Here is a 13,457-nt window from a genome sequence, read left to right on the forward strand (position 1 = left end):
ATCACAAGAGGCTGATCTCAGAGATACTCGCCGTGCCTTCTTTCCGAAGGGCGCCGGCGCTGCAGACAGTGACGAGGGCCGCGGCGTGACCGGCACAGTCTGAATTGGCGCAGTCTGAATTGGCGCAGTCTGGATCGGCACAGTCTGGATCGGCCCCGCCGACTTCAGCCGGGCCTGCTCACGCACGGCTTCGTCGTCTGTGGCACTCGGACCGCTGGCACGCTGAGGCGCCGAACCGAGAGCCGCAAATCCGATCGACTGCACAACCCGCGTGCCGCCTGCGTCTTGACGCGCGCCGACCGGCTCGGCCGGCGTCGCCGAACCCTGCTGCGACACCTGGGGGCCGCGCGGCACAGCGCCGGCGCCCTTCGGAAAGAAGGCACGGCGAGTATCTCTGAGATCAGCCTCTTGTGATTGCGCGGCTGGATCGCTGCCGCTGACGGCCCCGTCGCCCGGCAACCGTCCCGCCGCGATGCCGCCCGCCATCACCACGCCCGCGACGAGCGGATAAGTCACCGGCGCGGGCCCGGCAGCCGTCGAACCCGCCAGATCACCGATCGCGAAGGCACCCACCTGCGAAGGCAGGCTCCAATTCTGCTGACCGCTGCCGGCGGACCAGATCAACGGGTCCACGCCCGCTTCGGCGGCGGGCTGGGCCCGAACCGCGATGCCGCCGCTGCCCGCGACCCTGCTCCAGCCCTGCTCGGTGGCGACCAGCGCGAACCCGATAGCCTCGCCCTGCGAGTTCGTGCCCTTCAACAGGTCGAGCAGCCGCTGCGTGCGCTGCCGCACGCCGGGCCCATGAGCGCCCGCGGCATCCCTGATCGTCTCCCAGCACTCGGCCACCAGCGGCTCGTCCGCGGGCACCGCCAGCAGCAGCGAGATACCCGGCACCACGAGCGCGACGCACCCACCGGGCCGATAACCGACCGGAACCGAGAGAGTCGACGCCGACGCCGGGTCCGTCGGCACCGGGCCCTGCCGGTTCACAGCGCCACCGTCCCGGAACCCGAACCGGAACCGGAACCGGAACCCAGGTTCTCCCGCGGCACGGTGTCGTCACTCGCGTCGTGAGCGCCGCCCGCGTCCTCGGCGGCCAAACCGGCGCCGCCGCCTTCCTGCTGCGCAGTATCGACCACGATCACCGTGACGTTGTCCCGTCCCCCGGCTGCGACCGCCTGCCGCACCAGCGCGGCAGCGGCGGCGGCGGCCTCGGGCAGTGCGTCCAGGGTCTGCGCAAGCTGTGCGTCCGCGACCTCCAGCGGAAGGCCGTCGGAGCAGACCACGAACCGTTCACCGCGGCCGGCCGGCACGATCCACACGTCAGCCGGCGGCGCGGGATCCGCACCGAGCGCGCGCGTCACCACGTTGCGGCGCGGATGTGCCCACGCCTGCTCGGCGGTAAGCTTTCCGGCCGCGACGAGCTCGGCGACCTCCGTGTGATCGATGGTCAGCTGCGCCAGTTCGCCCCCGCCGTAGCGGTAAACGCGGCAGTCACCGACATTGAACACGAGCCAGTGGTACGTGCCGGCGATCGAGGTCAATCCGAGCCCGGCGACAGTCGTGCCCATGCCCTCGCGCTGCGGATCGGCTTCGGCCGTGTCGAGAATATCGGCGTTCGCGAGCGCCAGGTGGGCGCGCAACGTCTCGGCGTCGAGACAGTTCACCTCATCGAGCCGACGAAGGCGCGCCACGGCCAGCGCACTGGCGAGGTCCCCGGCCGCGTGACCGCCCATTCCGTCGGCGACGACGAACACCTTCGTGCCCACGAAGGCGTTGTCCTCGTTGTGCTTGCGCACCCGCCCGATGTCGGTCGCCGCCGCCGAGCGGACCGTCAGCACGACGCCACGGACTGCACATGCAGAACACTGCGATACTTTCCAGCCCACCCGGACCGCGCGCCGATTTCGGGCGCGTCGAACTCCTGCCGCATCGTCATGGCCTCTCCCCTGAGCACGAATCCGCAAGCTTCAGCAAACGTAGCCTGTGGACAGCGGCGCCACGGCCCTTTCTGCCGAAAATCGCAGCCCCGGTGACCGTCCCGTTATAATCGTCTTACTAGGCCGTGCGGCCTGACGACGATTTCACGCGAGGCCCTCGGCCCGGTGTGGCGCGGATGTCATCGGCTTCTGCTCATCGAGCGGCCTGAACGAGGCAGACGTCATCGTTGCGGGAACACGGGCGCAGATCGCACGACCGCTTCAGGAAAAAGCGGCTGGACCGAGAGGTCCCACCGCTCGCGGCGGGGAACCGGCGGCGTCGGCGGGAGCACCCGTCCGGGTGATCAGCCGGCGTCGGCGGAGCTTTGCCTCGGGTGTGCTTTCGCGGCGCGCTACGCTGGCGTCGATACGGCGCAATGGCTCGCTGTCACCTCGGCCGGACGTGGCCTGCCAACGGTCCCTCCCCCACGATGTCGACGACGCTCGCCCATCATCAGCCGTCGTACACGCTGGAGGACCGCATGAGGCTGCACGGACCCGCGCTGCGCCTGACCATCTTCGTCGGCGAGACCGACCAGTTTCACCACCACCCGGTCTACACCGAGATCGTCCACCGCGCGCACAAGGCCGGCCTGGCCGGCGCCACCGTGCTGCGCGGCATCGAGGGCTACGGCGCGTCGACCCACATCCACACCACCCGCATCCTGAGCCTGACCGAGGACCTGCCGCTGGTGATCGTCATCGTGGACGACGCCGAACGCATCCGCGCCTTCCTCCCGCAGCTCGACGAGATCGTGGACGAGGGCCTGGTGATGATCGACGAGGTCGATGTCATCAAATACGTCGGCCGCCGCCACGAGCGCGCCGACCGGGCGCACCCGGGTATCGCGGAATCCGGATAGCGCCCGGGCCGCGGCGCCGGTTCGGGTCCGGTTCCGGGCTCGGGTCCGGTTCGGGTCCGCTGGAGTGTTCCCGCGCTGAGACCTCAGGAGCCGCAATCGTGTTGACTCCTTCGGCCACCGACGGGCACAGTGCGCGGGCGGATACCGCGCATCAGTGCGTTCGGAGGGCGGGTGGGGCGATGGCGAACCATTTCGAGGCGGTCGGGATGGCGGTCGGTGGCCGGGAGCAGTTCGCCGAACTGGTGGTCGCGCTCGTCACGGCCGGCGAGGTGCGCCGGGTGAGCGCGCGCATCAGCGATCACACCTGGACCGATCCGTCCGGCGCGCGGCTGGTCGCGCAGACCGATGGCGGCGGAATCGAGCTGGCCATGCCGTGCCTTGCCGGGTCCTGCGCCGCGGTCCCGGTCCGCAACGTACGGATGACCGACGCGGAGACCGCGACCCTGGAACTGCTCGACGGACACGGCGAGCCGATCTGCCCGCTCGCGGTCGAGCTGGAGGACCGCAGCGTGCTGTCTGCGCGGGGCGGGCGGCTGGAGTCCGGCGCGCTGACGCTCGCGGCGCTCGCCGAGCAGATCGACGTGCACGCCGACGAGGACGCGTACTACGCGGCGCAGCAGGACGGCAGAGCGAAGTTCGCGGCCGATTTCCTCATCCCGTCCGGGTTGTTCCCGCCCGGCCGGACTTCGGACGGCTGGACCCCGGCCGCGCGGGCGATGTTCGCCGGGCGGGTGCTGCAGGCGCAGACCAAGACCAACACCCGGACCGGCGGCGCCTTCCATCATCTCAAGGTGCGTACGATCGCAGCGATCGAACTGGACGTCGCGGTGAGCGGCGGCGGGTTCGATCATCCACCGGCCTCCGGAAGCATCGTGTCAGGCACCTTTTTCATGACCGGGAGGCTGGGCCTGTAGCCGGTCCGGGTCGGGTCGGGTCGGGCCGCCGCTGTTTTCGGGGCCGAAGCGCCGATGCTACTTCTCGGGCACGGCCATGGGCCCGGTGGTCAGCACGGGGCGCAGGCGGGTGGTCTCCAGTACCGCCAGCAGGCGGATCAGAGGCCTGCGGACGAGCGGCCAGCATGCCATCAGGATCAGGACGCTGAGGATCAGTCCGGCCGCCACGTCGTGCGGGTAGTGCTGGCCGAGGTAGACCCGCGAGAAGCCTTCGAGCAGCGCGAGGGCCGCCGCGATCAGGCCGAGCCCGCGCTCGGCGAGCAGCAGTCCCGCCGCCAGTGCCACGGCGACGGTGGTGTGGTCGGAGGGGAAGGAGTAGTCGGTCGGGCCGGGACACGGTTGAACGGTGGCCACGTGCATCGCCAGACAGGGGCGGGCTTCGGCGAACACCTGCTTGAGCGCCAATCCGGCGGCGACCGCCACGGCGGTGCCGATCCCGGTCCAGGCGACCGCGGCCATGGCGGTGCGGTCCGCGTTACGCCGTGCCCGCCACCACGCGTACAGGGCCAGCAGGCCCAGCAGACCGAAGCTCGCCGTCGTGTACGCGGTCATCAGAGCATGGAGATACGCGGTGTGCTGGGCGAAGGAGGTGATGTCGCGGTACCAGCCGTCGTCGGCGCTGGTAACGGTCGAGACGGCGGCAGGGGCGACGGCGGCGGTTGCGGTCATACGCGGCGGCTCTCTCTAATCTACAACCATGTAAAACTTTTACAGGATTGTAGAGGCCGGATGGATGCCGCATGAACGGCAGGGGCGCGCCGGTGTGTCAGGGTTTGGCAACAGTGCCGGCGGGCGCCTCGGTGCGCAGTCCACCCGAGTCGGGCCAGTGTCCCGGCGGGTAGAAGTTCCGCGGTGTGGCGGCCGCTGAGCGTTCAAGCTCCCGGGCGCCACCCGACGCCCAGGCTCAGGAGCGCGCGGAGCGGGGTACAGCGATGGTACGGCCGGGCCGCGAGTCATCGGCTTTCGGCAGTCGGAGGATGAGGCGGGTTCCACGTCCGGGTTCTGATTCGGCGGTGACCGTGCCGCCGTGCGCGGTGATCAGTTCCCTGACGACGGCCAGGCCGATGCCGGTACCGCCGACGGCGCGGCTGTCGCGTCCGCGCCAGAACCGGTCGAAGACGCGGGGCAGATCCTGCGGCGCGATGCCCGGCCCGGTATCCGCCACCTCTATGCGGACCCGGCCGTCCTCCTGCGCGGTGGTGACGGTGACCGTGTCCCCGGGTCGGCAATAACGCGCCGCGTTGCTCAGCACGTTGCCCAGCGCCTGATGCAGTCGGTCGGGATCACCGGACACGACCAACGGACCGGGGTGCAAGCGCGTGCTCGTGCTCAGCCCGGCGGCGCGCAACTGCGGTTCGCGTTGCATCACCGCCTCCTGGGCTAACTTATTGACATCCATGTCGGACCGGTGCAGCGACAGCGCGCCGGACTCGGCCTCGGACAGCTCGCCCAGGTCCCCGACGATGCGCCCGAGGCGCAGTGCCTGGTCGTGCAACGCGGCCAACTGCTCGACGCCGGGCGTCGCGTAGCCGTCGCGCAACTCTTCCAGCCCGGCCTGCAGCGCGGCCAGTGGCGTGCGCAGTTCGTGGGCGACGTCCGCGGCGAGGTTGCGCCGGGAGCGCTCCGCACGCTCAAGATCCTCAGCCATGGTGTCGAAGGCGCCGGCCAGCTCACCGAGCTCACCGGGCGCCGACAGCCGCGCGCGGGCGGAACGGTCCCCGGCGGCGATCGTCTCGGCGGCGCGGGCGACGCGCATGATCGGACGGGTGACCCGGCGGGTGACATACCAGCTGACCGCCAGCGCGAGAGCCAGCGCGGCGAGGGCGGCGGCCAGCACCAAAGGCCAGCTGAGCGCCCGCCCGCGGCTCGCCGCCGCGGCGAAGAACAACCGCACGGACCCCACCTCGCGGCCGGAGGCGAGCACCGCGGCGCTCGCGCTGGGCCCCGAGCCGGTCATCGCGTTCGTCATGCCGGGCCCCATCCCCGTCATGGTCCCGCCCATCATCGACGAGGCGGCGGCCGAGTAGACGGTCCGGCCCGCGCTGTCCGCCACGGTGAGCCCGGCACCGGCGCCGTCGGCGATCGACTGCGCAGCCCCCAACTGCGCGCCCGGCCATCCGTTCGCGGCGCGGTACGCGTCGGCCGCCGCCGCGGCCGCTCGTGTCGCCACACTCTGCCGGTCGCTCTGCCGCGCCGTGTCGATCCCGCGGTTCGCCGCCACGATCGCCGCGAACGCGAGCAGCGCCACCGAGGCCAGGGCGACGGCGGCGAAGGCTGCGAACAGCCGCCGCCCCAGCGGCCCGAGCGGCCCGAGCGGCCCGAGCGGCCCCACGCGCACCGGTCTGCTCCCGCCGACCTTACCGATCACGGTCCAGCCCCAGCCGATAGCCGACGCCGACCACTGTCTCGATCACCTCGGTACCCGCCGATCCGAGCTTGTGCCTGAGGTTCTTCACGTGTGAGTCGATGGTGCGTTCATAGCCGGAGAACTCGTAGCCGAGCACCCGGTTGACCAGCTCATAGCGCGAGTACACCCGGCCGGGAACCGCGGCAAGCGCGGTCAGCAGCCCCCACTCGGTGGCGGTCAACTCCACCCGCGCACCGTCGAAGACCACCTCGTGCCGGGCGTCGTCGATGCGTAACCGACCGCCGCCGTAGCCGGCCGCCGACTCCTCGCCCCGCTGCGCACCCTGCGTGCGGCCCAGCACCGCGCGCACCCGAAGCACCACCTCGGTCGGGCTGAACGGCTTGGTCACGTAGTCGTCAGCGCCCATCCGCAGCCCCGCGACCCGGTCCTCGACGGCGTTGCGCGCGGTGAGCACCAGCACCGGGGTGTGCGTCTGCGCGCGGGCGAATCGCAACACCTCAGTGCCGTCGACATCGGGCAGGCCCAGGTCGAGCACCGCCAGATCGACCGCGCCGCCGGAGAGCAGTTCGATCGCCTGCGCACCGGAGCCGGTGGCCAGCACCGCGAAACCCTCGCGCTCCAGGTAACGGCGCAGCACATCACGGATCTGCTTCTCGTCTTCGACCACGAGCACGGTCAAGCCCATATCCCAGATATACCGGCACCAGCGGCCTCCCGATCACCCGCGAAGGTCCCGGGCGCGCGGTGCGCAAAGTCCCGAGCGCGGCCTCCACACCGTCTCCACACGCGCGCCACACGGCCGCCTCGCCGCGGCGGCACGGTGAACGTGTCGCGCCGGAGCGGCCGGAGCGGACCGAAGGAGCCAAGACCCATGAAGCGCACCGCGAAACTCGCCGCGATCCTGACCATCGGCGCCACCGCCACCGCCGGCGTCGTGCTCGCCACCGGCCCGGTCTCGGCCGCCGCGGGTGGCGGCGGCAACGCAATGACGCGGAACGGCGCCGGTACCTACTCGACGAGCACGAACCCGGGCACCGCCGGATACGGCGGCATGATGGGTGGCTGGACCGGCGGCGGCAACGGAATGATGAACGGCTGGACCGGCGGCGCAGGCGCGGCCGGCATGATGGGCGCCAACGGCGTGGGGATGATGGGCAGCAGCTCCGCGGGCACCGACATGGGCGCGGTAATGGGCCGCATGCCGGCGAACGTTTCCGGGCCGCGCGAGAGCGCCGCCCAGGCCGCCGCCGACGCGGCCGCGATCCCGCCCGGCGCCTCGGTGGACGCCGCGCGCAACCGGCTGACCTTCACCGGCGACACCGTCGCGCTCACCGTCGTGGCCGGGGCGGACGAGAAGAACATGTACTCCTTCGAAGCCGCCGGGCTGACCAACCCCGAGATCGTCGTCCCGGCCGGTGCCCACGTCACCCTGCACCTGGTCAACGCCGACACCGACATGGCCCACGGCGTCCTGGTCACCGCCACCAGCGCCGCCGGCACCTCCTGGATGCCGATGATGACCTCCGCCGCGGCCTTCCCCGGCGCGGCCATCTGGGCCCTGGGCGAGGCCGACGGCTCAGGCGCCCCCACCGCCACGACCAGCTTCACCGCCACCACTTCAGGCAGCTACACCTACCTGTGCCCCATCCCCGGCCACCCCCAGCAGGGCATGCACGCCACCTTCACCGTGCGCTGACATCCCGCGCCGGCAGATCTCGGCCGTCACACCCAGCCGAGCGTGGCCGGGGCCATGTACAGACCGAAGGCGATCACCACCAGACACAGCGCCCAGGCCAGGTACTTGCGCGGGCCGTGCATCCGCCATCCGGCGGGGAGCGCCTTGGCTTCGAGGACCAGCAGGAAGCCGAGCACGACCGGTAGCAGAAGCGCGTTGATGACCTCCACATCCACCGCGAGCCGGACCAGGTCGACGCTGGCCAGCACGAGGACCGCGCCCGTGATGTGGATCGCCGCATAGGTTAGGTAGAACCCTGCGGTACGCCGACCGGGCCGGCTGTTGAGGGTGTGCTGCCAGCCGAAGACCTCCGCCAGCCCCCACGCGCCGGCCAGCGAGGAGACGATCGCGGCGACCAGCGCGGCCCCGAGCATGCCCAGGCCGAACAGCACGGTGCCGGCCGCGTGCCCGAGGTAGGGCGTCAGCGCCGCGGCGATCTGGCCAACCGAGTTCAGCGCGGCGCCGGGGCGGGCCGTGAGCGTGGCGGCCACCGCGACCAGGACCGCGATCATGATCAGCTGGGTGAGCACCGCGCCGAAGGCGGTGTCCTGGCGGGCCCGGCGCAGCGCCGTGATCGACAGCCTTTTGTCGATCACGGCTCCCTGCTGGTAGAACACCATCCACGGCATGATCACCGCTCCGGTGTTCGCGGCCAGCAGCAGCACGTAGGAACGATCGCCCAGTGGCGCCGACCCCAGCCCGCGCACCAGCGAGCCGGGGTCCGGGTGGCTGGCGAGCGCCGCCGCGAGAAAGGCGAGTTCCGCCAGGCCCAGCGCGATTCCGATCCGTTCGACCCGGCCGTAGCTGCCGGTGAGCGCGAGGGCGAGCAGGAAGACGGTGACGAGCGGGACGGTGACCGCCGTGGGCACGCCGAACATCTGTCCGACACCGGCGATCCCGGCGAACTCGGTGAGCAGCGCCCCGATCACCGAGACCAGCAGGGTGCCGGCCGACAGCAGCGCCCAGCCGCGGCCGAACCGGGCGCGGATCAGCGCGCCGTGGCCCTGGCCGGTGACGATGCCGAGCCGCACGGTGATCTCCTGGACCACGTAGAGGATCGGGATCAGGATCAGCTGGGGAAGGATCATCGCGTAACCGAACCTCGCGCCGGACTGCGACGCGGTGATCAGGGAGCCGGCGTCGGTGTCGGCGAGCATCACCACCAGCCCCGGTCCCCAGACCACCAACGGCCCCGGTCCCCGTCCCGGTTTCGGCCCCGGTCCTCGCCGTCGATGCCATGAGCGCGCCGCCGCCACGGCGCCGACCCCGCGCTGCGCGCCCGCCGGCCCCGGCCCGGCCGCGGTGCCGACGACCTCGTCCGCCATCAGTGTCCTCATTCCCGCCGACTGCCTGGGTCCACGGGGCGCTCGTCCGCGTCGCGGAGCGGCGACCCTGGACAACTAAGGTAAGCCTTACCTTAGTTGCTGCCGTAGGGACTTGTTGCCCGGTGCGGGGTGGTGCGCACTGCGCGTTGGGCGCTGCGGCACCCCGCCGCCGTCATGGCTGCTCGCCACCGGTCGGGGGAGGTGCGGCCCGGCGGGTGTCGCAGGGGCCGGGCGTCGGGAGCCGCGGGGAAAACAGCGCACCGGCTCGGGACCTGAGCCCCGGGGCGGTCTCGGCGGCGGCAACCGAGGCGCGGACCTCGTCAGCCGTCTCCACGGGCACGTGGACACAGCACAGACCGACAACGGTTCCATCGCGCGGCGACACGCGGACGTGAACCGAGCCGCGGCCAGGCCGCTGTGGACGTTGAAGAACGGCCTGCCTCGCGACGCGGTAGCCGAGACGGCGCGGCGCATGCCCGGCCCGAACCCGAGTCCGCCAGGGCCCTGCCACCATGCGCGATCGGCTGATCAGCCAGAGGATTTACGTGCTCTGAGATCTTCTCCGGGTGATCGCAGTGCCCGCAGTAGACGAGTCGCATTCGGGTGCGGCGGAAGTGACCCGCCGCACCCGAACCGGCCGTTGCGCGAACGCGGTGTGCGCGCCGGTCTGACAAACCGGCCTGATCGCCGAGCGCCGAGCGCCGATTGCCGACTTTCGAGTGCCGGCAGCGGAGGGCGGACCGCTATCCGCGACAGCTGCCGGAGCCGGAATCGCGGTAGTCCAGCGCAGTGGCGCCGAACCCGGGGCCGGCCTGCACCGGCCGGTAGTCCCACGTGTAGCCGCCGGGCTTGAGCTGGAGGTTCATCACGCCGAAGGCTTGGTCCTGCGCGGTCACGACGTTGGGGTTGTGGTATGAACCGTTGTCGGTGGCGACCGTGTCCAGGCCCTCACCACCGGTGCCGACCGTGATCTGCGGGATGCCGTTGCCCGGATCGAAGTTCCCGCTCGGGTCCATCGGGCGGAACCGCGCGTAGAGGTGCTCGTGGCCGTTGAGGATCAGCGAGGCGTGCGCGGCGTAGAGCAGCTTCCACCACGAGTCCGCGGCGGTTCCCTCGATCGAGTCGACTCCCGGCGCCGTCGGATCCGCGGCATCCGTGCTCGCGCTGAACGTGGGCTGGTGCCAGTAGGCCAGCGTGCAGCGCGCGTGATCGGCGTGCAGGTCCGCGGCCAACCACTGCGTCTCGCGAGCCAGCATCCCGTTGCCGGTGGTGGAGCAGTCGTTGCCGAACGCGGCCGACCTGCATTCGATGTTCAGCGAGATGACGTGCCAGTTCCCGATGTCGTACGAATACCAGCCCTGATTGTCTCCGGCGTCCTCGCCGGCCTGTCCCTGCGCGTAGGGAACCCCGTTCTGATCGTGGCCGTTGAAGTAGCCGAAGTAGCCGGCGCCGTTCTGGCCGGCTTCCTTGTCGCCGTGACCGGTGTAGGCGTAGTACTCGTGGTTGCCGGGCGCGGGCCGCTCAAGCATCTTCAGCCCGCCCCAGGCCTGTTCGAAAGACTGTTCGAAGTCGCTGAGCTTGCCCACCTCGTACTGCTCGTCGCCGAGCAGAGCGACCAGATCAGGGTGCATCGAGTCCGCCTGCCCGGCGGTCGCGTACTCGGCCGACAGGCCGCCGAGGCTCGCGCTACCGCACTTGAGCGCCGCGGGCGTGCCCGCGTTCTCGGCGGTGTCGGGCTCACAGGCGATGTCGCCGACGACCGCCAGCGTGTAGGTCCGCCCGTCGTGCCGCGGCGTCTGCCCGTAGGGCCAGTCGTTCGACGAATGCGGGTACGCGACCGCGGCCCCCGCCGCGCCCAACACGACAACGAAGACGATCGGAACGGTAAAGGACGCTCGTCTGACTCTTTTCAACACGGCTCTTTCCTCGCGCGGCGGGCAAAGTCAGTAGGAAGCTACGGCGCCACACGCGCCGCGAGGCGAACACGGATCGAAGAATCGGCGAACAATGCTGCTTCCGGACGGCAATCTCGGCGCGCATGCGCACACGTATACGCATACACAGAGGTACACGCGCGTAGCGGTTCCATGCGGCGCACCGGGCCTCAAGCCACCCGCGATCCGGGCCGACCGGCCCTACGCTTCATATACCCCCGGGGGCATGCTGGCGAGTGGACCACCCCGCCGTTCCCGGTGCCGCCGGGAGACGGCTCGCATCGAGGAGGACGACCGTGGAGTTCTTCGCATTCCTGGCAAGCCGCGCCGGACGGATCACGCGCGGCGTGGCCGGCGTCGCACTGATCGTGGCGGGTGTCGCGCTGGGCGGCGGATGGTGGGCACTGGCCGTCGTCGGTCTGGCCCCGTTGGCCGCCGCTACGTTCGACTTCTGCCTGTTCGCGCCGCTCGCCCACCTGCCGCTGGGCGGCCCGTCGCTGCGGGCGAAGCTGCACGCCCACTGACCCGAGGGCGTGCGCGGCGCGGCAGCGCGGCACACCGCATGACCTTCGACCGGGCCCGCGGGACTTTGGCCTCTGTCCGCGACTGCCCGGCGGGGGGAAGGGTTGAGGAGTTGAGTCCGGCGAGCAGTGGAGGCGATTTTCATGTCGGTGATCGAGCGCGACGTGCCGGACGAGCAGGTCGTCAGGGGCGTCGGTCTGCCGCGCCTTGGCGAGCCGGCTCCCGATTTCGAGGCGGTCACCACGCACGGAGTGCTACGCCTGGCCGATTACGAGGGCGGCTGGCTGGTGCTCTTCTCCCACCCGGCGGACTTCACCCCGGTGTGCACCACCGAGTTCATCGGCTTCGCGGAGATCTACCCGCAGTTGCGCGAACGCGGCACCGAACTGCTGGGCCTCTCGATCGACAGCGTGTACTCGCACATCGCCTGGGTGCGCAACATCCAGGAGAAGACCGGCGTGGCGATCCCGTTCCCGGTGATCGCCGACCTGGACCGCAAGGTCGCGACCGCCTACGGGATGGTCATGCCGGGCGAGAGCGCGACCGAGACGGCGCGCTGCGTCTTCGTGATCGACCCGCGGGCCGTTGTAAGGGCGATGATCTACTATCCGCCGACCACCGGGCGCAACCTGCAGGAGATCGTGCGCCTGATCGACGCGCTGCAGGCGGCCGACACCCATCACGTGGCCACCCCGGCCGGCTGGCGGCCGGGCGAGCGCGTGATCGTGCCGGCCCCGGCGACCACCGAGCAGGCCGCCGAACGCGTGGCCGAGAGCGACGCCGGCGAGTACGAGTGCATCGACTGGTATCTGTGCACGAAGAAGGTCTGACCATGGCCTGCATCACCGCGACAGGCACCGTGACCGCGTCGGGCCGCGCCATCCTCTCCGCCGCGGCGACGCCGTCAACGGCACAACAGGTGGCTGACACGACCGGCCTGCCGGTGTTCCGGGTGCGCAGCGCCCTGCGAGAACTCACACAGGCCGGCCTGGTCACCGAGTCGGCCGGCCGCTTCCAGGCCGCCGACCGCGTCCATGTCGCCGACCGCGTCCATGTCGCGGGAAAGGAACCCGCGCCGTGACGACCATGTGCATCCCCGTGACCGGCGACGGTGCGATCGACCCGCGCTGGGGCAAAGCCCGGCGAGTCGCGATCGCACAGGCGGACCCCGAAACGATCCGCGACTGGCAGGAATACGAAGTCTCCTGGGACGCCCTGCACGACACGGGCACGGAAGGCGCCCACCACGCGCGGATCGCCCGGTTCATCCGCGAGCACCACGTCGAGACCGTGGTCGCCGGACACATGGGCCCCGGCATGCAGCGGATGCTGCACACCATGGGCGTGACCGTGTATCTCGGCGCGAGCGGGCCGGCGAAGCAGGGCGCAGCGGCAGCCGCCGGCCTCGATCACGACGAGGCCACGCACCGGCCACCCGGGACGGGCTGATCCAACTCAGGGCACGCGGCCGCGGTGCGCGCCACGGCCGCACCTGCACCGTGCGCGTAGGGCGATCCGAACCGGCTTCCGCGAACGCCGGCTGCTGTCACGCCTCGGGTTCCGCGCGGAATGCGATGCTCGCGTACGGCGTTGGACAACATACCCCATTGGGTATAAGCGCGGAGGCATCCCGTGTTGTCACAACGCCACTCAGATCCGCAGCCGCAGCCGCAGCCAGCGGTGAATCGCCGCAACGCGCACCGGGCCGACAACGGCGCCATCGAGGCGGACCGTCCCGGCGATCGCTCGCACTCGCCGCTTCCCCCGGCGCCCGACCC

The 13,457-nt window shown here is 71.1% G+C and carries 14 protein-coding genes; 7 read left to right on the forward strand and 7 right to left on the reverse strand.

All coding sequences use genetic code 11. The features are described 5' to 3' along the window. Together KGA66_RS24955 and KGA66_RS24960 are read right to left on the reverse strand one after the other, a co-directional pair. Window positions 1–990: hypothetical protein (locus KGA66_RS24955; RefSeq protein ID WP_211471276.1), on the reverse strand; the 990-nt coding region annotated here is incomplete at its 3' end. Beyond that, window positions 987–1,841 (reverse strand): PP2C family protein-serine/threonine phosphatase, encoded by an 855-nt coding sequence (locus KGA66_RS24960; protein WP_211471278.1) that lies wholly within the window; start codon window positions 1,839–1,841, stop codon window positions 987–989. The genes KGA66_RS24960 and KGA66_RS24955, both read right to left, overlap by 4 nt. A 620-nt stretch (window positions 1,842–2,461) precedes the next feature. Between KGA66_RS24960 and KGA66_RS24965 the strand changes: the two genes are divergently transcribed. Both KGA66_RS24965 and KGA66_RS24970 read left to right on the forward strand, forming a co-directional pair. Continuing rightward, window positions 2,462–2,842 (forward strand): DUF190 domain-containing protein, encoded by a 381-nt coding sequence (locus KGA66_RS24965; protein ID WP_211471302.1) that lies wholly within the window; start codon window positions 2,462–2,464, stop codon window positions 2,840–2,842. A gap of 179 nt (window positions 2,843–3,021) precedes the next feature. Continuing rightward, window positions 3,022–3,756 carry a hypothetical protein gene (locus KGA66_RS24970; RefSeq protein ID WP_211471280.1) on the forward strand — a complete coding sequence of 245 codons (735 nt, stop codon included), beginning with the start codon at window positions 3,022–3,024 and terminating at the stop codon, window positions 3,754–3,756. A gap of 57 nt (window positions 3,757–3,813) precedes the next feature. On the opposite strand, the gene KGA66_RS24975 is transcribed toward KGA66_RS24970, so the two are convergent. From KGA66_RS24975 to KGA66_RS24985, 3 genes are all read right to left on the reverse strand, one after another. Continuing rightward, window positions 3,814–4,464, reverse strand: coding sequence for a phosphatase PAP2 family protein (locus tag KGA66_RS24975; protein WP_211471282.1), 651 nt, complete (start codon window positions 4,462–4,464; stop codon window positions 3,814–3,816). 235 nt (window positions 4,465–4,699) lie between these two features. Continuing rightward, window positions 4,700–6,133 carry a sensor histidine kinase gene (locus KGA66_RS30530; RefSeq protein ID WP_211471284.1) on the reverse strand — a complete coding sequence of 478 codons (1,434 nt, stop codon included), beginning with the start codon at window positions 6,131–6,133 and terminating at the stop codon, window positions 4,700–4,702. A gap of 19 nt (window positions 6,134–6,152) precedes the next feature. Next, the gene (locus KGA66_RS24985; RefSeq protein ID WP_369015958.1) at window positions 6,153–6,848 is read right to left on the reverse strand and encodes a response regulator transcription factor; all 696 of its coding nucleotides are present in this window, start codon (window positions 6,846–6,848) and stop codon (window positions 6,153–6,155) included. Window positions 6,849–7,034: 186 nt separating this feature from the next. Between KGA66_RS24985 and KGA66_RS24990 the strand changes: the two genes are divergently transcribed. Next, entirely contained in the window at window positions 7,035–7,859 is an 825-nt protein-coding gene (locus KGA66_RS24990) for a sulfocyanin-like copper-binding protein (RefSeq protein WP_211471288.1), read from the forward strand. 26 nt (window positions 7,860–7,885) lie between these two features. On the opposite strand, the gene KGA66_RS24995 is transcribed toward KGA66_RS24990, so the two are convergent. Further along, entirely contained in the window at window positions 7,886–9,223 is a 1,338-nt protein-coding gene (locus tag KGA66_RS24995; protein ID WP_211471290.1) for an NRAMP family divalent metal transporter, read from the reverse strand. 743 nt (window positions 9,224–9,966) lie between these two features. Next, a complete protein-coding gene (locus tag KGA66_RS25000) occupies window positions 9,967–11,085 on the reverse strand; it encodes a metallophosphoesterase family protein (protein ID WP_211471292.1) in 1,119 nt (372 codons plus the stop codon). Between the two features lie 368 nt (window positions 11,086–11,453). On the opposite strand from KGA66_RS25000, the gene KGA66_RS25005 reads away from it, so the two are divergent. The 4 genes from KGA66_RS25005 (at window position 11,454) to KGA66_RS25020 (ending at window position 13,128) form a co-directional block, all read left to right on the forward strand. After that, window positions 11,454–11,681 carry a YgaP-like transmembrane domain gene (locus KGA66_RS25005; RefSeq protein ID WP_211471294.1) on the forward strand — a complete coding sequence of 76 codons (228 nt, stop codon included), beginning with the start codon at window positions 11,454–11,456 and terminating at the stop codon, window positions 11,679–11,681. 141 nt (window positions 11,682–11,822) lie between these two features. Further along, entirely contained in the window at window positions 11,823–12,509 is a 687-nt protein-coding gene (locus KGA66_RS25010; protein WP_211471296.1) for a peroxiredoxin, read from the forward strand. Next, window positions 12,491–12,760, forward strand: a complete 270-nt coding sequence (locus KGA66_RS25015) for a hypothetical protein (protein WP_211471298.1) — start codon at window positions 12,491–12,493, stop codon at window positions 12,758–12,760. Before KGA66_RS25010 ends, KGA66_RS25015 begins: the two co-directional genes overlap by 19 nt. A 5-nt stretch (window positions 12,761–12,765) precedes the next feature. Next, window positions 12,766–13,128: a NifB/NifX family molybdenum-iron cluster-binding protein gene (locus tag KGA66_RS25020; protein WP_246508636.1), complete on the forward strand. Its 363-nt coding sequence runs from the start codon at window positions 12,766–12,768 to the stop codon at window positions 13,126–13,128. Window positions 13,129–13,457: the final 329 nt, after the last annotated feature.

It is taken from the genome of Actinocrinis puniceicyclus, assembly GCF_018283645.1.
Taxonomy (GTDB): Bacteria; Actinomycetota; Actinomycetes; order Streptomycetales; family Catenulisporaceae; genus Actinocrinis; species Actinocrinis puniceicyclus.